General features: G+C 64.6%; 17 protein-coding genes. 8 read left to right on the top strand and 9 right to left on the bottom strand.

The annotated features are described in order from the left end of the window. Positions 1–101 precede the first annotated feature (101 nt). Positions 102–1,799, top strand: coding sequence for a GMC family oxidoreductase (locus ACNJX9_RS02300; RefSeq protein ID WP_439407679.1), 1,698 nt, complete (start codon positions 102–104; stop codon positions 1,797–1,799). Positions 1,800–1,824: 25 nt separating this feature from the next. Here ACNJX9_RS02300 and ACNJX9_RS02295 read toward each other — a convergent pair whose 3' ends face one another. The 3 genes from ACNJX9_RS02295 to ACNJX9_RS02285 form a co-directional block, all read right to left on the bottom strand. Next, positions 1,825–2,598: a L,D-transpeptidase gene (locus ACNJX9_RS02295; RefSeq protein ID WP_439407678.1), complete on the bottom strand. Its 774-nt coding sequence runs from the start codon at positions 2,596–2,598 to the stop codon at positions 1,825–1,827. 108 nt (positions 2,599–2,706) lie between these two features. Beyond that, positions 2,707–4,806 (bottom strand): methyl-accepting chemotaxis protein, encoded by a 2,100-nt coding sequence (locus ACNJX9_RS02290; RefSeq protein ID WP_439407677.1) that lies wholly within the window; start codon positions 4,804–4,806, stop codon positions 2,707–2,709. 397 nt (positions 4,807–5,203) lie between these two features. Next, on the bottom strand, positions 5,204–5,395 hold the full coding sequence (locus tag ACNJX9_RS02285; protein WP_439407676.1) for a hypothetical protein: 192 nt from the start codon (positions 5,393–5,395) through the stop codon (positions 5,204–5,206). Positions 5,396–5,526: 131 nt separating this feature from the next. Between ACNJX9_RS02285 and ACNJX9_RS02280 the strand changes: the two genes are divergently transcribed. The 3 genes from ACNJX9_RS02280 (at position 5,527) to ACNJX9_RS02270 (ending at position 8,019) form a co-directional block, all read left to right on the top strand. Continuing rightward, on the top strand, positions 5,527–5,664 hold the full coding sequence (locus ACNJX9_RS02280; protein ID WP_157083410.1) for a hypothetical protein: 138 nt from the start codon (positions 5,527–5,529) through the stop codon (positions 5,662–5,664). A gap of 154 nt (positions 5,665–5,818) precedes the next feature. Continuing rightward, positions 5,819–6,925, top strand: coding sequence for a lactonase family protein (locus tag ACNJX9_RS02275; protein WP_439410238.1), 1,107 nt, complete (start codon positions 5,819–5,821; stop codon positions 6,923–6,925). Between the two features lie 203 nt (positions 6,926–7,128). Further along, entirely contained in the window at positions 7,129–8,019 is an 891-nt protein-coding gene (locus ACNJX9_RS02270) for an efflux RND transporter periplasmic adaptor subunit (protein WP_057743584.1), read from the top strand. 229 nt (positions 8,020–8,248) lie between these two features. Here the strand turns inward: ACNJX9_RS02270 and ACNJX9_RS02265 are convergent, their stop codons facing one another. Next, entirely contained in the window at positions 8,249–9,094 is an 846-nt protein-coding gene (locus tag ACNJX9_RS02265; RefSeq protein ID WP_439407675.1) for a caspase family protein, read from the bottom strand. 408 nt (positions 9,095–9,502) lie between these two features. Here ACNJX9_RS02265 and ACNJX9_RS02260 point away from each other — a divergent pair, with 408 nt between their 5' ends. The 3 genes from ACNJX9_RS02260 to ACNJX9_RS02250 all read left to right on the top strand — a co-directional run bounded on the left by ACNJX9_RS02260 (position 9,503) and on the right by ACNJX9_RS02250 (position 13,573). Next, a complete protein-coding gene (locus tag ACNJX9_RS02260; RefSeq protein ID WP_439407674.1) occupies positions 9,503–11,230 on the top strand; it encodes a hypothetical protein in 1,728 nt (575 codons plus the stop codon). A 232-nt stretch (positions 11,231–11,462) separates the two neighbouring features. Continuing rightward, on the top strand, positions 11,463–12,200 hold the full coding sequence (locus ACNJX9_RS02255; RefSeq protein ID WP_057743597.1) for a thermonuclease family protein: 738 nt from the start codon (positions 11,463–11,465) through the stop codon (positions 12,198–12,200). A gap of 185 nt (positions 12,201–12,385) precedes the next feature. Next, positions 12,386–13,573, top strand: a complete 1,188-nt coding sequence (locus tag ACNJX9_RS02250) for a pyridoxal-phosphate-dependent aminotransferase family protein (protein ID WP_057743600.1) — start codon at positions 12,386–12,388, stop codon at positions 13,571–13,573. A 175-nt stretch (positions 13,574–13,748) separates the two neighbouring features. Here the strand turns inward: ACNJX9_RS02250 and ACNJX9_RS02245 are convergent, their stop codons facing one another. Together ACNJX9_RS02245 and ACNJX9_RS02240 are read right to left on the bottom strand one after the other, a co-directional pair. Further along, positions 13,749–14,852, bottom strand: coding sequence for a hypothetical protein (locus tag ACNJX9_RS02245; RefSeq protein WP_439407673.1), 1,104 nt, complete (start codon positions 14,850–14,852; stop codon positions 13,749–13,751). Next, positions 14,852–16,288 (bottom strand): MBOAT family O-acyltransferase, encoded by a 1,437-nt coding sequence (locus tag ACNJX9_RS02240; RefSeq protein WP_439407672.1) that lies wholly within the window; start codon positions 16,286–16,288, stop codon positions 14,852–14,854. The genes ACNJX9_RS02245 and ACNJX9_RS02240 overlap by 1 nt, the downstream gene beginning before the upstream one ends. Positions 16,289–16,425: 137 nt before the next feature. Here ACNJX9_RS02240 and ACNJX9_RS02235 point away from each other — a divergent pair, with 137 nt between their 5' ends. Next, the gene (locus ACNJX9_RS02235; protein WP_439407671.1) at positions 16,426–18,525 is read left to right on the top strand and encodes a S9 family peptidase; all 2,100 of its coding nucleotides are present in this window, start codon (positions 16,426–16,428) and stop codon (positions 18,523–18,525) included. A 219-nt stretch (positions 18,526–18,744) separates the two neighbouring features. Here ACNJX9_RS02235 and ACNJX9_RS02230 read toward each other — a convergent pair whose 3' ends face one another. The 3 genes from ACNJX9_RS02230 to araD form a co-directional block, all read right to left on the bottom strand. Further along, positions 18,745–19,998, bottom strand: coding sequence for an IS110 family transposase (locus ACNJX9_RS02230; protein WP_057742012.1), 1,254 nt, complete (start codon positions 19,996–19,998; stop codon positions 18,745–18,747). Between the two features lie 368 nt (positions 19,999–20,366). Then, positions 20,367–21,086, bottom strand: a complete 720-nt coding sequence (locus ACNJX9_RS02225) for a ribonuclease activity regulator RraA (RefSeq protein WP_057748556.1) — start codon at positions 21,084–21,086, stop codon at positions 20,367–20,369. Between the two features lie 96 nt (positions 21,087–21,182). Further along, a complete protein-coding gene (gene araD / locus ACNJX9_RS02220; protein ID WP_439407670.1) occupies positions 21,183–22,922 on the bottom strand; it encodes an L-arabinonate dehydratase in 1,740 nt (579 codons plus the stop codon). Between the last annotated feature and the right edge of the window lie 9 nt (positions 22,923–22,931).

Below are 22,931 nucleotides of genomic sequence, written 5' to 3'. Positions count from 1 at the left end.
AATAGCGTCTTGACGCAGCCCCCGCCTGCATCGGCCGGGGCGTGACCTCGCGATATTTCCACGCTACCCTCTTGTCTCAAGAGCAAGAGGAAACGCCAATCGTGTACGACTACATTATCGTGGGCGGCGGCTCGGCGGGGTCCGTGCTGGCCCACCGGCTCTCCGCTGGGAGTGCCAACAAGGTCCTGCTGTGCGAAGCCGGACAGGACACGCCACCCGGCAACGAGCCGGCCGAGATCAGGGACAGCTATCCGGGCACCGCCTATTTCGACCCGCGCTTTCACTGGACCGAGCTCAAGGTCACAACCCAGGTCGTCAGCCACAACAATCCGCACGAAGCGCGTCCGCCCATGCGCAAATACGAGCAGGCGCGCGTGCTCGGGGGCGGCTCGTCGATCAACGGCCAGATGGCCAATCGCGGCGCACCGACCGACTACGACGAATGGCAGACGCGTGGCGCGGAGGGCTGGGCATGGGCCGACGTGCTGCCCTTCTTCAAGAAGGTGGAGCGCGACCTCGATTTCGACGGGCCGTATCACGGCAAGAACGGCCGGATTCCCGTGCGCCGCATTCCCCGGGAGCACTGGACCAAGCATTCGCAAGCGGTCGCCGATGCTTTCGATCAAGCCGGCCATCCCTATGTGGCAGACCAGAACGGCGAGTTCGTCGACGGCTATTTCCCGGTGACGCATTCCAACGAGGCCGAGCAGCGCGTCTCGGCGGCAATGGGCTATCTCGACCGCGACACCCGCAAGCGCGCCAATCTCACGATCTCCACCAACACCGAGGTGAGAGAGCTGCTGTTCGAAGGCACGGCCTGCGTCGGCGTGAAAGCCATGATCGATGGCCGCGAGCAGGAATTCCGTGGCCGCGAGATCATTCTGTCCGCGGGCGCGATCCATTCGCCCGCGCATCTGTTGCGCGCGGGCATCGGCCCGGTCGGCCACCTCAAGGACATGGGCATTCCGGTGCGGATGGGGCTCGCCGGCGTCGGCCAGCGCCTGATGGACCATCCCTCGATCTCGCTGTCGTCCTTCGTTCGCCGCGGCGCGCGCATGAACGAGCACACCAGGCGGCAGGTGCAGCTCGGCCTGCGCTATTCGTCGGGGCTTCCGGGCGTGCCGAAGGGCGACATGTTCGTCATCGTGCTCTCCAAATCGGCCTGGCACGCGGTCGGCGAGCAGATCGGCTCGCTGCTCACCTTCGTCAACAAGACCTATTCGGAGACGGGGCAGGTCAAGCTCGCCTCGCGCGATCCCACGGTCGAGCCGATCGTCGAGTTCAATCTGCTGTCGGACCGGCGCGACCTCGACCGCCTGATGAGCGGCTTCCGCAAGATGGCCGCCATTCAGATGAGCGATATCGTCAGGCAGGTGACGGACAAGCCGTTTCCGGCCGCTTACACCGACAGGGTCCGCAAGATCGGCGTGGTCAACACCAAGAACAAGATCCTGACCAGGATCGCCGCGATCCTGATGGATGGGCCGGCGGCGCTGCGTCACTATCTGATCGACAATTTCGTGGTCGAGGGCTTCACCTTCGATGACGTGATCAACAATGACGAGGCGCTGGAAGCTTTCGTGCGCAAGGCCGCCATCGGCGTGTGGCACGCCTCCTGCTCGTGCCGCATGGGCCGGGCCGACGATCCGATGGCGGTGGTGGACACGCAAGGCCGCGTCAAGGGCATCCAGGGCCTGCGCGTCGTCGACGCCTCGATCTTCCCGGTGGTGCCGTGCGCCAACACCAATTTTCCGGTGCTGATGTCGGCGGAGAAGATCGCGGCGGCGATGATGCAGTGATACGCAGCGGGGACAGTGGCGCGAATTACTGGACCTCGGCGACCTTCGGTCCAGGTGACGGCGCGACTGCCGGCAGCACGATCACTTTGGCTCCGACTTTCACCCGCTCATAGAGGTCCACGACGTCGTCATTGGTCAACCGGATGCAGCCGGACGAGACCCGCTTGCCGATCGTATCGGGCTTGTTGGTGCCGTGGATTCTGAATTCGGTCTCGCCGAGATACATCGCTCGAGCGCCGAGCGGGTTGCCGGGACCGCCTGCCATGAACCGCGGCAGATAAGGCTGACGCACCAGCATCTCTGCAGGCGGACGCCAATCCGGCCATTCCGTCTTCCGGGCCACCGTCTGCTCGCCGGACCAGGTGAAACCTTCGCGGCCAACACCGATGCCGTAGCGCAGGGCCTGGGTGTCGTTCAGCACGAAATAGAGGAATGTGTTCTTGGTATCGACGATCACGGTGCCCGGCGCCTGGTGGCTGGCGTAGTCAACCACCTGCCGGACGAATGCGCCGGGACCGTCAGCGGCTTTTGGTGGTTCGACCAGAGGCGCCGGGGTCGGAATCGGAGCTGGGGCGGGAGCCGGCGCCGGCGCGGATGCATGAGCTGGAGCTGCCACGTAGACGGGCGTCGACGACGCGAGAGCCTGGTGCGCGGCCGGCTTCCGTATCGGCTCAGCACTCTCCGGGCCGGACAGCAAGCCGTAGCCCAATGCGGCGACGGCGACGGCGCCGATTGCGACTCGCGCGGCCATGGGTAGTGCGACGGTCTCCGCTTTTCCACGCTTGGCCCGCTTACCCATGACTCTCCCCGGATCACGCTACGAGGGGAGAGGTACCCAGCAAAATTTAACAAACTTCAAAGCGATTTCGCCTCGGCCTGGAACCGTTAACGGCTGATAACGACGAGCCTACGCCGCCCGGAGATCGCCGACAAAGCGGTCGACGTCGCGCTTGAGATCGTCAGACAGGCGCGCCAGCATCTTGGCGGAATCGAGCACCTCGCCGGCGGCGGCACCGGTCTGCCCGGCCGCCTGCGACACGCCCGAGATATGCCGCGAGACTTCGTTGGTGCCTTGCGAGGCCTGCTGCACGTTGCGCGCGATCTCGCGCGTCGCGGCGCCCTGCTCCTCGACTGCCGCCGCGATCGCGGCTGCGATCTCGTTGACGCGCTGGATGGTGGTGCCGATCGACTGGATCGCGGTCACCGACAATTTGGTGGCGCCCTGGATCGCGGCGACCTGGCCGGTGATCTCTTCCGTCGCCTTCGCGGTCTGCGTGGCCAGGTTCTTCACTTCGGACGCGACCACCGCGAAGCCGCGGCCGGCCTCGCCGGCGCGCGCGGCCTCGATGGTGGCGTTGAGCGCGAGCAAATTGGTCTGCTCGGCAATGCCCGTGATCAGCGCGACGACATCGCCGATGCGCTGGGCGGCGTCGGCCAGCGCCTGCACCTCGGTGTTGGTGCGCTCGGCTTCGCTGGCGGCGGCGCCCGCGATGCTGGAGGATTCTGCGACCTGGCGGCTGATCTCGCTGATCGAAGCCGACAGCTCTTCCGTCGCCGCCGCCACCGTCTGCACGTTGGAGGAGGCATCGCCCGACAGGCTCGCGACGGAGGCGGCCTGGGACGAGCCCTGCTCGGCGGTCGAGGACATCGACTGCGCGGTGGCATTCAGCTCACCCGAGGCCGAGGCCAGCGTGTGCAGCGATTCCGTGACAGTCTTTTCGAACTGCTCGATCAGCCGGTCGATGGCGAGCTGGCGCCGCTCCTTCTTGGCCTGCTCGGCCGCCTTTTCCTCGCCGAGGCGGTCGCCCGTGATCATGTTCTCCCTGAACACCGACACGGCACGCGACATCTCGCCGATCTCGTCGCCGCGCTCGATGCCTGCGAGCTCGATCTCATAGTCGCGCTCGGCGAGCTTTTGCATCGCCTGCGTCAGCTTGCGGATCGGGGTCGAGACGCGGCTCCGAACCAGGATGAAGCCGAACACCGTGATGGCGAGCGCCACCAGCATCATGGCGCCGTTGAAGGCGAGGCTCCATATCGCGGCCGTCTTCTGCTGCCCGGCGCGGGCGACCATTTCGGCAAGCGCCGCCTGGCCGGCCTCGACATAGAAATTGAGAATGGCGGTGTTGAGCTTGGCAAGCTCGACGCCCTTGATGTCGATGGTCTGGTTGTTGCTCAGCGCCTTGATGAGCCCCTGCTGGCGCTCGACCATGGCAACGGCATCGGCAGCCTTCGAACGCGCAATGACGTCGGTGAGGCTCGCCGGGGCGTCGGCGCGGCCGGCCGCATCCTGCACCTGGCTCCAGGCCTGCTTGGCACGGCCGCCGTCCTCGGCCGCCCCGACGATGTCTTGGGCGGTCCAGGGCTTTGCGGCGGCGCCTGCGGCCTCGAGACGGATCGCGATAAGGCCGCCGAAATTGCGTGCGGCCCAGGCCGACTGCTTGACGCCCAGCAAATGATCGACGAGGGGGTCGGTGAGCTTGAGCGCGTTCTCGAGATCGACGGTCAGCGCGAGGATGGCGTCGAGATAGTCCGCCGCGGTTTTCCGGAACTCGTCGGCCAGCTTGGTGTCGCGCGCCGCCTTCGGCTGATGGATCAGGCCTTCGGCCTTGGTCCGCAGCGGCATCAAGGCATCATGGAGCGCAACGAGCTTGCCCAGGAGGCCGGCAAGGCGGGAATCGGACACGCCGTCGAGGCGTTCGAGCACGCTCTTGTAGGCCGCTTCCGACGTCTGCCGGTTGGCCGCGATTCGGTCATCGGCTGCGGAATTGGCCGGCTCTTCGGCAACCAGCGCCGACAGGAAGGTGCCGCGCTCGATCCGGAAGCCGAGCAGAGCCGTGAAGAGCTGCTGGTCAGTGCCGGCATAGCGCTCGACCTTTTGCGCGGCGCTGTTGCGCTCGATCGCACCGAACAGCCCGCTTGCGAGTTGCCCGACCAGGAACAGGCCGAGGACACCGATGATGGCGCCGAGAACAGAACGAATCGAAGGATTGCCGAACAATGCCATAGGGAGCGCGGCCTCTGAATCAGAAAATGATTCAGAAAAATACCGCGCCGCTCCTAAGATTTGGTTCACCAGCTTACCCACGCGCGAGACGAGTTGAATGGCACCCGCGCGGATGGATGTTCAGACGGTATTCAGGCCCTCGCCTGGAATGTCACTGTCGTCCGGCCCGGATCTCCGCGAACTCGGCGTCCGGGTGGGTCACGATCGTGGTGAACATGATACCGCTGATGATCAGCGACCAGGCGGTGTCCCAATAGATCCAAAACACTTCCAGCCTCCGTTTTACCAGCCTCCGTTGTGCCCTCGGCTGCAGGACCGGGGTAACGGCGCGAAGGGGCTGCCGTTCCCTGACGATCGCGTGGCCGGGGCCTGCGACTTGAGCAATAGCAGGCAAAGCTTAGCGCTTTGATGTGTTGGTCGGCGAGACCTTGCGGCCGGTTTGGTCGGCTTGACCGGTGTGGCGCTTTGCCACGACATCTTCATCGCGAGCGCCTTCGTGCGGACGCGGCGGCGGCTTGGGCTGGCCGGCCTGGCCGCCGTGCTTGCCGCCCATGTCGGGCTTGCCTTCGAGGTCGTTTTCGCGGGGCATGCCGGGTCAATGCACACCGCCGGTAATGGTTCGCGCACTATTTGCGCTGTGAACGAGTTCACAGCCGCATCGCTTTTTGCGGTGCAGAATGGCCAGAGCGCACCGATGTCTCAAGCGACGGATTTGGCCTGATGCGGAAGCAACTCGTCGCCTGGACCATCCTCACCTCCACCATAGTGGCGGTCGCCGTGTGGACCGTGCTCGGACCGCCCGACCATGCGGCAACGCCGCATCTGCACTCGCGCGACCTGACGGGGGCGGTGCGCTAGCGGCGAGCCAAGGAAACGATGCATTTTCGGCATCGATCGATCCGATCTGGATTTTGGTGCAAGGGAATGCCAGCCGCTATCCTCTGCCGCAAAACGATAACGCCACATCGGGAGGACGCCCTTGATCGGACCGGGACGCCAAGTCACATCGAAACTGCCGCGCGCTGCGATCGCGACCACCCTTTTTACCACTCTTGCCCTCGTCTTGGGAGCCCGTGCCGGCATGGCCGAAACCTTCGCCTATGTCGGCAATGCCGACAGCAACGACATCAGCGTGTTCAAGATCGCCGACAACGGCGAGATGACGCTGGTAGAGACCGCCGCCTTCACCGGCATCGAAAAGCCCGGCGCCTCGACGCCGCTCGCAATCACGCCCGACCACCGCGTGCTGATCGCCGGTGTCCGTTCGCAGCCGTTCCAGGCGGTGAGCTTTGCGATCGACCCGAAGACCGGCCTCCTCAACCATATCGGCAACGGGCCGCTCGCCGACAGCATGGCCAACATCGCGACCGACCGCGGCGGCAAGGTGCTGTTCAGCGCCTCCTATGGCGGCAACAAGGTCGCGTTGAATCCGCTTCCTGCGAACGGCGTCGTCGCCGAGCCGAGGCAGGTGATCCCGACCGGGCCGAACGCACACGCCTTCCTGCCCTCGCCCGACAACCGTTTTGTGTTCGCAACCAATCTCGGTTCGGACCAGGTGCTGCGCTTTGCGTTCGATGCCAGCGCCGGCTCGCTGATGCCGAGCGAGCCTGCTGTCAAAACGCCGGAGAAATCCGGGCCGCGGCACTTCGTGTTCCACCCCGATGGCAAGTTCGTCTATCTCATCCACGAGCTGAACGGCGACGTCGCGGCGTACAGCTATGAGGCAGGGAGCGGGGCCTGGAGCGAGATCCAGCGCACCACCGCGCTGCCGGAAGCCTTCAACGGAAAAGAGTCTGGTCAGAAACCTTGGGCCGCCGATATCCACATCACGCCGGACGGTCGCTTCCTCTATGCTTCCGAGCGCACCACCAACACGCTGACCGCCTACAAGGTCGATGCGACATCGGGCAAGCTGACCACCATCGGCAGCGTGCCGACCGAGAGGCAGCCGCGCGGCTTCAACATCGATCCGACCGGCCGCTACCTCGCCGCGGTTGGCGAACTCTCCGACGCCATGACGGTCTACGGCATCGATCAGAGCAGCGGCGCGCTCAGCAAGTTGAAGTCCTATGCCACCGGCAGGAAGCCGAACTGGGTGGAGTTTTTGACGTTGCAGTGAGGGAGCTTTCTCTTACGCTCCCCTGGGGGGGGCGCCTCCAGGGAAGGGGGAACGAGAGCGAACCTCTTCGTTCTTGCAGCGACCAATTCAACAGGGGGCATCGCGCCGCCTGCGCTGCGGCATTCTGATCCGGTCAGCCCATGGCCCAGTGCTGCCGCTTCTGCTATCGATGCAAGCCTTCATGCGGCCAACCGGAATGACCGATGCGTTCATTGCCTGCGCGTTCCCTGTCCCAGACCTTCGTTGCCCTTGCCGGCCTGGCGCTGATCTCTGTCCAGCCCGTGCGCGCGGCCGATGACGACGCGCCCAAGGGGCCGGCGGTCACGGTGTTGAAGGCGGCCAAATCCTGTTTCTCCGACATCGTCGAGGCCACCGGCACGATCATCGCGCGCGAGGAGACCTCGGTGCGGCCCGAGCGTCCGGGGCTGAAGGTGACGGAGGTGCTGGCCGAGGCCGGCGACACCACGACGGCCGGCCAGATGCTGGCGCGGCTGGCGCTGCCCGAAGGCGGCACGCTCCAGGTCACCGCGCCCGTGGCCGGCGTGATCGCCACCTCGACCGCACAGATCGGCAACCTCGCCTCGGCCAAGGGCGAGGCGCTGTTCACGATCGTGGCGCGCAGCGAATACGATCTCGTCGGCCTGGTCGCGACCACCGACATGCGCAAGCTCGCGGTCAATCAGCCTGTCACCGTGCGCATTGCCGGCGCCGGCGATATCGACGGCAAGGTGCGCCGCATCGGTCCGACCGTCGAGCCGAACATCCAGCAGGGCATGGTCTATATCGGCATCTCTTCCCCACAGAAGCGGCTGCTGCTGAATGCGAGCGGCCGCGCGCTGATCAAGACCGGTCAGAGCTGCAATGTCGCGGTGCCGCTCACAGCGGTGCAATATTCATCCGCCGGCACCGTGGTGCAGGTGATCCGCCGCAACCGCGTCGAGACCAAGCGCGTCGAGATCGGATTGATGTCGGGCGGCAATATCGAGGTCCGCGACGGCCTCGTCGAAGGCGACATCGTCGTCGCCCGCGCCGGCGCGCTTCTGCGCGAAGGCGATCCGGTGCGGCCGGTGATGGCGAGCGAGGCCGCGAAGTAGGGCGCGCGTCATCCGTCATTGCGAGCGTAGCGAAGCAATCCAGAGTCTTTCCGCGGAGGGATTCTGGATTGCTTCGCTGCCGCAATGACGATGGAGAGGTAGACGTGCCCCAAGCACGATGTCGTAGGGTGGGCAAAGCGGAGCGTGCCCACGTCTTTCTCGCAAAGTATTGGAAAGATGGTGGGCACGGCGCGTTGCGCCTTTGCCACCCTACGAGAGCGGAGAAAAACTAACCGCCGGCCTGGTCGAAATGCACGTCCTCGAGCAGCGAGGATGACACGGTCGGGACCTGGTCGCCTTCGGAAGCGCGGGAGATGGCGACGCGGGTCTTGTTGAAGACGCTTTCGGCGGTGCCCTGCGCATTGAGGTTGTTGAGCAGCTCGCTGACCAGCGTCGAGTGCTCGCCCTTGCCGTCGTCGGCGACCTTGCCAGGCGACGCCGAAGTCAGGATCAGCGCATTGTCGGGCGTGCCGATCGGCGCGAGACCGTGCGAGTAGGACCGGAAGCGACGCTCGTAAGGGTTACGGCGCGAGGCATCGACGACGACGAGCTTGGCCTTGGCACCCTGCTCCTTCATCATCTCGAGCACGCCCTCGATAGAGACGCCCTGGCGGCGCACGTCGCTTTCCTTCCAGATCACGGCATCGACCGGCAGCATGTAGCTTTCGCGGCCGGCCTGCACGCCATAGCCGCCGAAGAACAGCATGACGGTGGTGTCGCGCTTGATCCGGGACTTCAGCCGATTGACGGCGCGGACCATGTCGTCCTTGCTGGCGTCTTCCACCATGTCGACGTCGAAACCGTTCTTGCGCAGACTGGAGGAGAGCGCGCGCGCGTCGTTGATCGACTGCGTCAGCGGCGCGCTGGCGTCGGGGTAATGACCATTGCCGATGACAAGCGCGAGACGCGAGGTCTGGCCGACCGAGCCGGTGACCTCGGTCGAAACGGCCTTGGCGGCGTCGAGCGCACGCATGTTGAGGGCAGCATGGGCGCCGATCGCCAGCGACACGGTGCCGATGAGGGCCGCGGCGAACGCAATCGAGCGTCTGGAAATGTCGAGCTGCCTAAAATTCATCTCGCTTCATTCCTGTCAGTGCCAAAGACCTGCCAAGCGCGCGCACACTGTTTGAGTAGCGCGATGGCGTCGTTAGGTTTGAGGGATCGGCCGGGGGAGTGCCCCCGAATTGCGCGCAATTTGCGGCGCCGCACCAAACAAACCCTTAACCCGAGATCGCCAGCCCGGCAATAGATCATCCAAAATTTGACCTAAGCCGCTGAAAATATTGGGTGATTTCTCTAACGAGATTCCCGCTTTTTGGTTCCCCCGTAGCCTTCCGGGGACTGATCATGCAGCTCCTGTGCCGCCTTTTTCGTGACGCTGATCACATTTGTATTTCCCACGAATCCGGGTAGCTTTTTCAACGACTTGCGGGGGCGGGTCGCAGGCCTGCCTCCGGATAAGTCCCCCGCGACCAGGTATTTCATGAGCTTTCATTATTTCGCAGGTGCCGCGTGCCGGGCGCTGACAGCCCGCAAGGACGGCCCCTCGCTTTACGACGTCTGCGATCCCGTATTGTCGGGTCCTGCCAGGGGCGATCCGCATCTGGCAAAATTCTACAAGACTGCGCTCGGCAATCCCGCGCTGCGCCTGCTGCTGCGCCGTGCCGGCCTCCCCGAGCTGCGCGGCGAGGCGAAGCTCGCCCGGTTGCGCGAGGCTCTGGCACGCGCCCGCGACGATGCCGAGCCCGACTGGACGGCGGTCGGCGCGCCCATCGCCGAGCTGGTCGACACCATCGCGCTCGACCATCCCAAACCGCCGCCGGCCGCCTTCGTCGGCGCGATGCCTGCCCCGGCCCAGATCGACGGCATCATCCGCGATTGCGCCCAGCATCTGCTCGGCTCTTACCGCAAGAACGGTTTCCTGCCGACCTATGCCGCCTTCAACCTGATCGGCGATCCCGACTTTCGCGGGCGCGAGCTGATCATGGCGCTGTCAGGATTGAATGCGCGCGGCTACAAGAACTCCTCGCTGCTGTTCAACCTCGCCCGCGTCTTCATCGCGCGCTCGCCGGCCCGCGCCGTGGTCAATCCACCCTGGCGAGGGGTCGCCGAGCCGATGTGGGAGCCGGTGCAGATCCGCCACCGCTCGGCCTATTACGATGCGTTCTTCATCGAGGCGCTGCTCAGCTATGTCGAGAGCGGGCTCGCCGCACCGGCGGACAAGATCGCGGCTGAGCGCGCCATCGCTGACATGGTCGATTTTTGCGTCAATATCAGCCGCGAGGAAGTCGAGGGGGCAGGCGGCGCGCGCTTCAACGTCATCACCGCGCTGGCACCGGCGCCGCATCCGCGCTTTTCGCGCTATTTCGCCCAGATCAAGCAGGACCTCGGCTTCGGCGTCTATGTGCCCGACTGCGACACCACGGCGTGCTCGATCTCGGCGGCGACGCAGGCCGGCTGCCTCGATGCGATCATCGACCAGCCGCTCCTGGATTTTTACGCCACCTACCAGGTGCATACGGGCGTCAACGAGCCGCGCGTGACGGTGCCGCTCAACGATAACATCGACTACGAAGGCGGCGTTGCCACCTGGATCGACAATCTCAAAGGCGAGCGTCCCTACGGCAACGATCTCGATCCGACGCTCAATCTCGACATTCTCGAGGTGAGCTTCCGCAACCTCAAACGCTGGAAGATTCTGGAGACGCCGGCGCGGCTCGCGACCGTGCATCGCATCATCGGTTTCCAGAAGCGCCTGGCTGCGAGCGGCGCCTTTTCCAATCCGCGCTCGCACATCTATTATCTGCCGGAGCTCTACAGCGCCTATTTCGGCCGCTGCTATGCGGCCTTCCTGGCGTTGCCGCTGGCAGCGCAGGCCGCAATCGATCCCGCCGGCGATTTCGACTTCATCCGCCATCGCGTGCTCTCCTACGTCAAGGGCGAGCTGATGGCCGCGGAGATGAACGTGTTCGACGCCGCGCTGGCGCTGATCGCGCTCGGCCATCTCGGTGCCGATCCGCGCGCCTTCGCGCCGGCGCTGAATGTGATCGTCAACGCGACAGGCGAGGGCGGCCGCCGCGGCCCGTTCCGCGCCTATGAATGGAACAAGATGAAGACCCCGACGCGGATTCTGGTCGGGGGGCCGGAAGTGACGTCGGCCTTCGTGCTGATGGCGCTGGCCGTGGCGAAGCGGGCGATGGCGCGGGGGTAGGTGTCGTAGGGTGGGTCAGCCCTGCGGACTGCGCGAAGCGCAGTTCGTTGGGCGTAACCCACCACTTCTGTCTGCCGTGGAAACGAAAGAGGTGGGTTACGGCTTCGCCTAACCCACCCTACGAGATCGGCCGCGATGACGGGAAATTGAAAGCCTCGCTGTTCGGCATAGGCTGGCTGTGTGGCCCAAAGCCGACCACAATTGCGCGGCTTATCAAGGTGTTCTTGAGACAATGCGGACCGGCACGTTGCGAAAATTCCTGATTGCGCTGTCCTTGCTCGGCTTGCCTTCGCTGGCGCTGGCCGCCGACATCACCGGCACCGCGAAGGTTCGCGATGGCGATTCCGTCGTGATCGGCACCACGCGGATCCGGCTCGGCGGCATCGACGCGCCCTCGGCGGACCAGCTCTGCCTCAACACCAAGAGCGAGCGCTGGACCTGCGGCGTCGCCGCGCGCGACGAGCTCGCCAAATACACCGAGGGCAAGAATTGGGTCTGCCATGCCCGCTCGATCGACCGGCGCGGCCGCACCGTGGCGCGCTGCGAGGTCGGCGGCGAGGACATCCAGAAATGGCTGGTGCGCAACGGCTGGGCGCTGGCCTATGTCCGCCTCTCCAAGGACTACGAGGCGGACGAAGCGGCCGCGCGTGAAGCCAAGGCCGGGATGTGGCAGGGCGCCTTCATCGCGCCCTGGGACTGGCGCGTGCGCAACAAGAAGACTGCAATCCTGGGCGCCACCAAGCCGCCCGAGGGCGCCCATGCGGTGCTGCTCGCCTCGGCCTCCGGGCCGGTGGCGCCCTCGCCTGACTGCACCATCAAGGGCAACGTCAATTCGTCGGGCGAGTGCATTTACCATCAGCCCACCAGCCGCTGGTACGCCCAGATCAAGATGAAGATCAGCAAGGGCACCCGCTGGTTCTGCTCGGTCGAGGAGGCGGAGGCCGCCGGCTGCCGGGAGACCAAACGATAGAGCATGGTCCGGACCCGAAGGGCCGCGTTAGCGCAAAGTGTGATGCGGTTTTCCGGCAAGACCATGCTCACAACAAAAAGCCGCCCCAGACCTGCGTTTTGCGGACTTTTCTCAAGGCTCCCAGCCGCGTAGAAGAACAAATCAGCGACCCACCAGACAGTCTTCACGACACAAGGAAGATAGCAATGACCGTTCGCGCGGGCCGGGAATTTCTGGCCATCCCCGGACCCACCACGATGCCCGACGCGGTGCTGCAGGCGATGCATCGTCCTGCAATCGACATCTACTCCAGGGAGATGCTCGAGCTGACCGAAAGCCTGCTCCGCGACATCTCTGGTCTGTTCGCAACCAAGGGCAAGTCCTACATCTACATCGCCAACGGTCACGGCGCCTGGGAAGCCGCACTGAGCAACGTGCTGTCGCGCGGCGACAAGGTGCTGGTGCTGGAGAGCGGACGCTTTGCCATCGGCTGGGGCAATGCGGCAGCGCTGATGGGCGCCGAGGTCGAGGTGCTCAAGGGCGACTGGCGCCGCGCGGTGCGCCCGCACGAGGTCGAGGAGCGGCTGCGCCGCGACACCGAGCACAAGATCAAGGCTGTCGTCGTCGTCCAGATCGACACCGCCTCCGGCGTGCAGAACGACATCGAGGCGATCGGCAAGGCGATCAAGGCGGCCGGTCATCCGGCGCTGTACATGGTCGACACCGTGGCCTCGCTCGGCTGCATGCCGTTCGAGATGGATAAATGGGGCGTCGACGTCGCGATGTCCGGCTCGCAGAAGGGCCTGATGACGCCGCCCGGCCTCGGCTTCGTCGCTGCCAGCGCCCGCGCCCAGGAGGTCCACAAGAAGGCCAACATGTCCACGCCCTATTGGAGCTGGAGCGAACGCGAGGGCACCGAGAACTACCGCAAATATGCCGGCACCGCTCCGGTGCATTTGCTGTTCGCGCTGCGCAAGGCGATCGACATGCTGCACGAGGAAGGGCTGGAGAACGCCTACCGTCGCCACGCCCTGCTCGGCGAAGCCGCGCGCCGCGCGGTCGGCGCATGGACGGAAGGCCAGGTGCTCGGTTTCAATGTTGCCGAACCGCATGAGCGCTCCAACACCGTGACGACGGTGACCATGACCACCGGCCACGACCCCGCGGTGCTGCAACGCTATTGCAAGGAGAAGTGCGGCGTCGTGCTCGGCACCGGCATCGGTGACCTCTCCGGCCAGGCCTTCCGCATCGCCCATATGGGCCATGTCAACGCGCCGATGCTGCTCGGCACGCTCGGGGTCATCGAGGTCGGGTTGAATGCGCTGAAGATCCCGCATGGCAAGGGCGGGCTCGAGGCCGCGGTGTCTTATCTTGGCGAGCAGGTGGGGGCGTAGGGCTATGCGCAGCCCCATGTTCGGTGTCGTCCCGGCGAAGGCCGGGACCCATACCGCGTGATCCATCGACAAAGGGAGGTCGCAGTACCAAAGCCCTTTTCACTCCAAGTCTTCGCCGAACTTCTCCCTGGGGTTATGGGTCCCGCCTTCGTCGGGACGACGGCGGAATGTCTGGCTACGGCCTTGGCACACGATAGGCTTCGATCTGCGCCTTCAGCTCATCCAGCGACATCAGCGGCTTGTTCGGGTCGATCCTGTATTCCCCGCTCGCCAGCCACTGCAACACCTTCGCATCCACGTCAGGCGAATGGTGGATGACGTCGCCGTAATTGCTCAAATCGTGCGTCACCGCCTTGATCGCGCGGAAATCGTGCAGGCGCGCATTGGGCAGCTGCGTCAGGCGCTGCGCGATGACAGCGGTGAGATCCATGACGATCTTCAACGTCCCGGGCGAGGCGTCGCGCATCGCGACGAATTGCAGGATGGAGTATGGCGGGAAATAGACGTCAAACGTCACGTCGGGATGACGCGTGATCAGGCCCACGGCGTCCTGCTCGAAATGCCTGATCATGGCCTCATAGCCATAGCCCTCGCCGAGGAAACGGCTGCGCACGGGACTCGTGATGTAAGCGAAGGCGGCAAGCGTCTTCTTCGCATTGTAGTCTCGCGCAATGTCCAAGTCCCGCGGCAGCGCATAGATGTCGTCGACATCAGCCAGCGCGAACTTGACCGGCAGATAAGGCGCCGCCTGCGTCAGCGGCTGCTTCAACGGCGGGATCGATCGCAACAGCATGAACAGGGATTCCTTCGCCATCGCCGCGCTGAACAGATAGGACGCGATGCCTTTCGTCGTGCTGCGGTAGAGATCGACGGGGAGATAAGGATCGGCCTCGATGTCGGCGGCATCGACGAAGATGAAATCATCCATCTCCCAGATCACGCGCTTGGCACCGCGGGCGATCGCCTGGTCCAGCACGAGGCTTTGCTGGCGCGAATTGGATCCGGTCATCGCCAACTTGAGCGAATGCACGCCGAGCGCGCGATCGATGTCGCTCTGGCGGAAATGGATGGCGAGCGAGGTGCCGATGAAGGCGGTGTCGAACGCCTGGCTGCGGATCAGCCCGGCGTTCTGCACGCGCGTGTCGTCGGAGTAGAAGGCCAGCCGCGAGGGGCGGAACAGCTGCAGGGGATCGACGAGATAGGTGAGCAATGCTGCGCCCAGCACGCAGGCGATGCTCGCGAGCAGAAGACGCCGTAAATGTGTGAGCGGCATGCGCATCAGAACCGGAAATAGATGAATTCGCTGTGGCTCTGGATGCCCAGAATGCCGAAGGCGAGCACCAGCGATGCACCGTAGAGCAGCAGCGGCCGCACGCGCCCTGCCCGCAACGCCTCGCCCACCCCACGATTGCCGTGATCATAGCCCATGATGGTTTGCGTGTTCGGCGCCAGCCAGACCAGAGCGGCATAGATGGCAATCAGCACCATTGCGGCGACCTCTTCGCGGCCGAAGACGATATTCGAAGGATCGACCATGGCGCGGAGCACGCGCAGCGCCCAGTCGATGCTCACGGCGCGGAAGAACACCCAGGCGATGACGACGGCCAGGAACGTCAGCACGGCGCCGGCCATGCGGGCCGGGCGCGCGAGGGCCGATGGGATGCCTGGCACCAGCGCATTGAAGGCGTGATTGACGCAGAGATAAGCGCCGTGCAGCGCACCCCACGCCACAAAGGTCCAGGCCGCACCGTGCCAGAGGCCGCCGAGCAACATCGTGATCATCAGGTTGACGTAGCGCAGCAGAGGGCCGCGCCTGTTGCCCCCGAGCGGGATGTAGAGGTAGTCGCGCAGGAATTGCGACAGCGTCATGTGCCAGCGACGCCAGAACTCGACGATGCTGGTAGCCTTGTAAGGCGAGTTGAAATTCACGGGTAAGAAGATGCCGAACATCAGCGAGATGCCGATCGCCATGTCGGAATAGCCGGAGAAGTCGAAATAGAGCTGGAAGGTGTAAGCGAGCGCGCCAAGCCAGGCCTGGTCAAAGCTCGGCGAGCGCGCCTCGAAGGCGAGTGCGACCAGCGGCTGGATGCCGTCGGCAAGGCAGGTCTTCTTGAACAGGCCGATCGCGAAGACGATGATGCCGCACAGGATCAGATGCGCGTCGGGATGCTTGGTCTGCTTCCGCTCGAATTGCGGGATCATGTCCTTGTGGTGGAGGATCGGCCCCGCGATCAGATGCGGAAAGTAGGTCACGAACAACGCGTAATGCGGCAGCGCGCAGGCCGCGACGTGCCTGCGATAGGCGTCCACGAGGAACGCAATCTGCGTGAACGTGTAGAAGGAGATGCCGACGGGCAGCAGGATGTGGACCGCCAAATGCGTGCCGAGCAGTGCGTTGATGTTCTCGGTGGCGAAGCCGGCATATTTGAAGATGCCGAGCACGAGGAGATCGCCGGCAACGCCGAGAATGACCGCGGCTTTTCGTTGCGAGGGGCCGAGCTTCGCCACGATGAGGAGATGGCCAATGCCGTAGTTGAAGGCGATCGAGAGCAGCAACAGGGCCACGAACTGCCAGTTGCCGATGGCATAGAAGGCGAGCGAGGCCAGCGCCAGCCAGATCACCGGCGCAAGATTGCTGCGCCGCCCCAACCGGAAATAACCGGCCAGCGCGACGGGCAGGAACAGCAGGATGAACGGATAGGAGTTGAAGAGCATCAGGCTGAACCGGGCGGGATATCGACCCTAAAGCATAGAAGGGACCGATCAACAACCCGGCGAGGTGAAGCAGCGGCGCTGGCAATTGGTGAATTCAGGACGATATAAGGTGGAACACACTTCTCAATGAGGATCGAGTGACCCAGGCCAAGACAGCTTCCCAGCCCCCCGTCGCCCCGCGCCGGCCGCATTCCTTCACCCGGCACGGCATCACCGTGAGCGACGACTATGCCTGGCTGAAGGACGCGAAATGGCAGGAGGTGCTGCGCGACCCCAAAGTGCTCGATCCTGACATCCGCAAATATCTCGATGAGGAGAACAGCTACACCGAGAGCCTGCTCGGCCATACCGCACCATTGCAAAAGACGCTGGTGCGCGAGATGCGCGGGCGGATCAAGGAGGACGATTCCAGCGTGCCGTCGCCGGACGGGCCGTTCGCCTATTTCCGCAGGTTTCGCGAAGGCGGGCAGCACGAGCTGTTCGGCCGCATGCCGCGCGATGGCGGCGTTGAGCACATCGTGCTCGACGGCGACGAACTGGCAAAAGGCCACAAATATTTCAAGTTCGGCGGCAGCCGCCACTCCAACGACCACAAGCTGCAGGCCTGGAGCGCGGATACCAAGGGCTCGGAATATTTCACGATCCGCGTCCGCGACTGGGCGAGCGGCGAAGATCTCGACGACATCGTCGAGGAGACCGACGGCGGCGTAGTCTGGAGCAAGGACGCCAAAAGCTTCTTCTATGTGAAGCTCGACGACAATCACCGGCCGATGCAGGTGTGGCGCCACAAGCTCGGCACCAAACAGGCCGACGACACGCTGGTCTATGAGGAGCAGGATGCCGGCTGGTTCACCCATCTGCACGAGAGCACCAGCGGCCGCTTCTGCGTGATCGCCGGCGGCGATCACGAGACGTCGGAGCAGCGGCTGATCGATCTCGCCAACCCCGAGGCGCCGCCACGCCTGGTCGCGGCGCGCGAAGAGGGCGTGCAATATTCGCTCGCCGACCGCGGCGACGAACTCTTCATCCTGACCAATGCGGATGATGCCATCGATTTCAAGATCGTGACGGCGCCGCTTGGCTCGCCCGATCGCAAGAACTGGCGCGACCTGATCCCCTATCGCCCCGGCATCTACATCATCGACCTCGATCTCTATGCCGGTCATCTGGTGCGGCTGGAGCGCGCCAACGCACTGCCGTCGATCGTGATCCGCGATCTCGCCACCGGGCAAGAGCACGCGATCGCCTTCGACGAGGCGGCCTATTCGCTCGACACGATGGGCTCCTACGAATTCGACACCACGAATTTGCGCTTTGCCTATTCGTCGATGACGACCCCGTCGGAGGTCTACGATTACGACATGGCCAGGCGGACGCGCGTGCTTCGCAAGCGTCAGGAAATCCCGTCAGGCCATAACGCGGCCGATTACGTCACCACCCGCATCATGGCGAAGGCGCATGACGGCGCCGAAGTACCGGTCTCGATCCTCCATCGCCGCGGCCTCAAGCTCGACGGTACGGCGCCGCTGCTGCTTTACGGCTACGGCTCCTACGGCATGGCGATGCCGGCCTCGTTCAACGCCAACCGCCTGTCGCTGGTCGATCGCGGCTTTGTCTATGCCATCGCGCATATCCGCGGCGGCGCCGACAAGGGCTGGGGCTGGTATCTCGACGGCAAGCGCGAGAAGAAAACCAATTCGTTCGACGACTTCGCCGCCAGCGCCCGCGCGCTGATCGATGCGAAATACACCAGCGCCAAGCGCATTGTCGGCCATGGCGGTTCGGCGGGCGGCATGCTGATGGGCGCGGTCGCCAACCGCGCCGGCGAATTGTTCGCGGGCATCGTCGCGGAAGTGCCGTTCGTCGACGTGCTCAACACCATGCTCGACGACACGCTGCCGCTGACGCCCCCCGAATGGCCCGAATGGGGCAACCCGATCGAGAGCGAAAAGGATTTCCGCACCATCCTGTCCTATTCGCCTTACGACAACGTCGCGGCGAGGGAGTATCCGGCGGTGTTGGCGATGGGCGGATTGACCGATCCGCGCGTCACCTATTGGGAGCCCGCCAAATGGATCGCTCGGCTGCGCGCGACCATGACAGGCGGCGGCCCGGTGCTCCTGCGCACCAACATGGGCGCCGGCCATGGCGGCGCATCAGGCCGGTTTGACCGGCTCGATGAAGTCGCGATCGTCTATGCGTTCGCGCTGTGGGCGACGGGAATGGCGGAGGCGTGAGGTGGAGCAATGGCAGCAGCCTCGTAGGACCTCCTACCCTTCGTCAAGGGTGGGAGTCCCTGACAGATAACCATAGCACCGTGCTCGACGCTATCCAGGACGCTTCGCGCCGGCTTTGCCGGTGCCTATGGCATCCTGGACAGCGTCTGCGCGCGGCGCTCTTGCGTTCGGCAGGTCGGGACGAAGGAACGGTCGCATGCGGCCGAACAAAGGAACGGCTCAGCCTGCTGCCGAGATCTTCGCGCTGTTGTGGTCTGCGTCGTAGGGCGTCTGGTGCTTGAGCGTCGCGCACAAGGCAAAGAGCAGGCGATCTCCCACACCACGCAGCGCACGCGCATGGCCGTGTCCGCGCTGCCGCAAAGCATCATAGCGTCGCCGGGCTGCGGCGTCGTATTGAAGCGCGCCGCGCGACCAGTGATGAACGGCGCTTTGCAGCCGCCTGTTGCAGGCCAGGCGGCGGATCACGAAGCGTTGCTTGCCGCTTTGCCGCGTCACCGGTGCGACCCCTGCCAAGGCGCGCAAGGCGTGGTAGTCTCGTCTGCGCAGAGGCTCGGTGGCCTCGACGAGCAGTGTGGCGAGAACGATCCTGCCGATTCCCGGCCAGGAGCGAAGGATCGCCACGTCACACTGCTCGGGATTCTGCCCCGCGGGGCTCTCCTGTTCTTCGAGCTTGGCGCACAGGCGGTCCAGGCTGTGCTGCGCTTCCTTGATTTGCTGATTGACCAGGCGCAGACGGGCCGCGAGGCTGCGGATATGCACGCACGCAGCCTCCGTCGTGCCCGGTGCCACGAGCAGGGGTGTCTCGCGCAAAGTCTTGAGCACCGTCGCCGCATCGAGGCGGCGGATACGATAGGCGCTGAGGATGCGCGCGATCGCCTTGTCGCTGGCCTTGGCCGCGCTGTCCGGCGTCGGCACCTTTTGCCAAAGTGCCAGGAACCAGTCGTCGGCGACATCGTCGGTCAGCTTGGCCGCTTGGGGATAGTACCGCCACAACTGCTGACGCAGGCGATTGGCAAGCCGCGTGCGCTCCTGCTGCAGCTCCTCCGCCATGCGCGACCACTCGCGCAGCTCGATCACCACCGGATTGTCGGCCGCAAGCTGGCGGAAGGCCGCACAGTCCGTACGCAATGAGCTTCCGAGCACATGAGCGTCGCGGCGATCATCCTTGGCACCGGCCACCGTGAAGCGATCCCGGAAGCGGTCGAGTTGCTTGGGATTGATGGCAAAGACCATAAAACCATGCTCGAGCAGCATCTCCACCACTGGGCCATGCGGCGTCTCGATTGCCACCGCGATCTGTCCCGGTGCGGCCTTGGTCTTTTCGACCAGCCAATCACACAGCTCCGTCAGTCCGGCTCCGCCATGCGCAAAGTCGCGCTGGCCGGCCGGCCGTCCTTCCGCATCCAGCAGGCAAACGCAATGACTCCGCGTTGCCCAATCGATCCCGACGAACCATTGCACGTCCTTGACCATCGTTGGATCTCCTCGCTCTCAAAGCGGGCCAACCGCGATCCTGATCGATCCCTGTACTGGCGCTCTCGGCGCAATGACCTCCTACTGGATCTCGATCGCGGACGTTCCGCTGGGGCGCGGTTCCTACGTGGGTGCTCAAGGGCACGGGTGGACAAGGCTGCTCCCGACGGATCGGCCCGAATGGCCAGTCTACACCTCTAGGCCGGCCATGAACGTCAGAAGAGGTACAGGGTGGGCAAAGGCGCGTAGCGCCGTGCCCACCATCTCTAAATAATTGAGACGAGGTGGGCACGCTTCGCTTTGCCCACCCTACGGCAGCTCGGATTGAGGGGCTTCCCCTCCCCCCGCACGCGGGAGAGGCGAAGAAATCAGCGTCCGTTCTTCTTCCGCCATGCCGCGAAGTCGGTCAGCGTCTGCGGATCGGTCGCGGGATAGAGGCCGAAAATGCCGCGGCCCTTGCCGACTTCCTCGGTGACGAAATCCTCGAACGCGGTCATCTCGAAGGTTTCGTTGGCGATCTCGTCGGCGAGATGCGCGGGGATCACGATGACGCCGTCGGCATCGCCGAGGATGACGTCGCCGGGAAACACCGGCGCATCGCCGCAGCCGATGGGAACGTTGATCTCGATCGCCTGGTGCAGCGTCAGATTGGTCGGCGCCGAGGGGCGATGGTGATAGGCGGGGATGCCGAGTTTTGCAATTTCGGCGGAATCGCGAAAACCGCCATCAGTGACGACGCCAGCGACGCCGCGCTTCATCAAACGCGTCACCAGGATCGCGCCGGCCGACGCCGCCCGCGCATCCTTGCGGCTGTCCATCACCAGCACGGCGCCCGGCGGGCAATCCTCGACCGCCTTGCGCTGCGGATGGGAGCGATCCTTGAACACCTCGATGGTATTGAGGTCCTCGCGCGCCGGCATGTAGCGCAGCGTGAAGGCCTCACCGACCATGGTCGGCTTGTCAGGGCCGACGGGATGCACGTCCTGGATCATCTGGATGCGCAGGCCGCGCTTGAACAGCGCGGTGGCGACGGTGGCAGTGGAGACGGATTTGAGCTTGCTGCGGGTGGCTTCGGACAGTTTGGACATGGGTGTGCTCTCTCTGATCGTCATTCCGGGGCGGCGAAGCCGAACCCGGAATCTCGAGGTTCCGGGTTCGCTTCGCGCCCCGGAACGAGGGTGAACCTAATAAATCGACGGCTCGCCGACCGGCGCGCCGAAATCGGTCTCGAGGAAGTCGAAGTCGCAGCCCTCATTGGCCTGCTTGATGTGCTTGGTGAACATCCAGCCATAGCCGCGCTCGAAGCGGCGCTCCGGCTGCTTCCAGGCAGCGCGGCGTTTTGCCAGCTCGGCTTCTGATACATCGAGATTGATGGTGCGCGCGGCGACGTCAAGCGTGATGCGGTCGCCGTTCTGCACCAGCGCCAGCGGGCCGCCGATATAGGATTCCGGCGAGACGTGCAGGATGCAGGCGCCGTAGCTGGTGCCGCTCATGCGCGCATCCGAGATGCGCACCATGTCGCGCACGCCCTGCTTCACCAGCTTGGTCGGGATCGGCAGCATGCCCCATTCCGGCATGCCCGGCCCGCCTTGCGGCCCCGCATTGCGCAGGATCAGGATGTGATCTTCGGTCACGTCGAGATTGGGATCGTCGACCGCCTTCTTCATCGCCGGATAATCGTCGAACACCAGCGCCGGGCCCGTATGCTTGAGGAAGCGCGGCGCGCAGGCGCTCGGCTTGATGACGCAGCCGTCGGGCGCGAGATTGCCCTTGAGCACCGCAAGCGCGCCCTCCTGGTAGATGGGATTGGCGACCGAGCGGATCACGTCGGCATTGTGCACCTCGGCACCGTCGATGTTCTCGCCCAGGGTCTTGCCGGTGACGGTGATGCAATCGAGATGCAGATGCTGCTTGATCTGGCCCATCAACGCCGGCAGGCCGCCGGCATAGAAGAAGTCTTCCATCAGATAGGTATCGCCGCTCGGGCGGACGTTGGCGATGACTGGCACCTTGCGGCTCGCGATCTCGAAATCGTCGAGGCCGATATCCTGGCCGGCGCGGCGGGCCTGGGCGATCATATGGATGATCGCGTTGGTCGAGCAGCCCATCGCCATCGCCACCGCAATGGCGTTCTCGAACGCCTTGCGGGTCTGGATCGCCTTCGGCGTCAGGTCCTCCCACACCATCTCGACGATGCGGCGGCCGCACTCAGAGGCCATCCGGATATGGTTGGCATCGGCCGCCGGAATCGAGGAGGCGCCCGGCAGCGTCATGCCGATCGCTTCGGCGATCGCCGTCATGGTCGAGGCTGTGCCCATTGTCATGCAGGTGCCGTAGCTGCGGGCGATGCCGGCTTCGATGTCGAGCCAGTCCTTGTCGGAGATCTTTCCGGCACGCCGTTCGTCCCAATATTTCCAGCCGTCGGAGCCGGAGCCCAGCGTCTTGCCCTTCCAGTTGCCGCGCAGCATCGGGCCGGCCGGCAAGTAGATCGCCGGGATGTTCATCGAGGTCGCGCCCAGCAGCAGTGCCGGCGTGGTCTTGTCACAGCCGCCCATCAACACCACGCCATCAACCGGATGGCTGCGCAGCAGCTCCTCCGCTTCCATCGCCAGCAGATTGCGATAGAGCATGGTGGTCGGCTTCAGCAGCGATTCCGACAGCGACAGCGCCGGCAATTCCACCGGCAGGCCGCCGGCCATCAGGATGCCGCGCTTGACGTCGTCGACGCGCGACTTGAAGTGCATGTGGCAGGGCTGCGCCTCCGACCAGGTGTTGATGATCGCGATGCACGGCCGATCCTTCCACTCCTCCGGGGCGTAGCCCATCTGCATGGCGCGGGAACGGTGACCGAACGAGCGAAGGTCGTCAGGTGCAAACCAGCGCGCGCTGCGGAGCTGGTCGGGTGTTTTCTTCTTGTTACTCACTTGCCTTCT

The sequence above is a fragment of the Bradyrhizobium sp. BLXBL-03 genome (genome assembly GCF_051853015.1).
GTDB lineage: Bacteria > Pseudomonadota > Alphaproteobacteria > Rhizobiales > Xanthobacteraceae > Bradyrhizobium > Bradyrhizobium manausense.
Note: the sequence above shows the minus strand (reverse complement) of the source record. Positions and strands in the feature narration are given on the sequence as shown.

Coding starts and splice junctions, on each gene's coding strand:
- ACNJX9_RS02295 (WP_439407678.1), bottom strand. CDS start 2,598: ATGGGTAAGCGGGCCAAGCGTGGAAAAGCGGAGACCGTCGCACTACCC.
- ACNJX9_RS02290 (WP_439407677.1), bottom strand. CDS start 4,806: ATGGCATTGTTCGGCAATCCTTCGATTCGTTCTGTTCTCGGCGCCATC.
- ACNJX9_RS02285 (WP_439407676.1), bottom strand. CDS start 5,395: ATGCCCCGCGAAAACGACCTCGAAGGCAAGCCCGACATGGGCGGCAAG.
- ACNJX9_RS02280 (WP_157083410.1), top strand. CDS start 5,527: ATGCGGAAGCAACTCGTCGCCTGGACCATCCTCACCTCCACCATAGTG.
- ACNJX9_RS02270 (WP_057743584.1), top strand. CDS start 7,129: ATGCGTTCATTGCCTGCGCGTTCCCTGTCCCAGACCTTCGTTGCCCTT.
- ACNJX9_RS02265 (WP_439407675.1), bottom strand. CDS start 9,094: ATGAATTTTAGGCAGCTCGACATTTCCAGACGCTCGATTGCGTTCGCC.
- ACNJX9_RS02260 (WP_439407674.1), top strand. CDS start 9,503: ATGAGCTTTCATTATTTCGCAGGTGCCGCGTGCCGGGCGCTGACAGCC.
- ACNJX9_RS02255 (WP_057743597.1), top strand. CDS start 11,463: ATGCGGACCGGCACGTTGCGAAAATTCCTGATTGCGCTGTCCTTGCTC.
- ACNJX9_RS02250 (WP_057743600.1), top strand. CDS start 12,386: ATGACCGTTCGCGCGGGCCGGGAATTTCTGGCCATCCCCGGACCCACC.
- ACNJX9_RS02245 (WP_439407673.1), bottom strand. CDS start 14,852: ATGCGCATGCCGCTCACACATTTACGGCGTCTTCTGCTCGCGAGCATC.
- ACNJX9_RS02240 (WP_439407672.1), bottom strand. CDS start 16,288: ATGCTCTTCAACTCCTATCCGTTCATCCTGCTGTTCCTGCCCGTCGCG.
- ACNJX9_RS02230 (WP_057742012.1), bottom strand. CDS start 19,998: ATGGTCAAGGACGTGCAATGGTTCGTCGGGATCGATTGGGCAACGCGG.
- ACNJX9_RS02225 (WP_057748556.1), bottom strand. CDS start 21,086: ATGTCCAAACTGTCCGAAGCCACCCGCAGCAAGCTCAAATCCGTCTCC.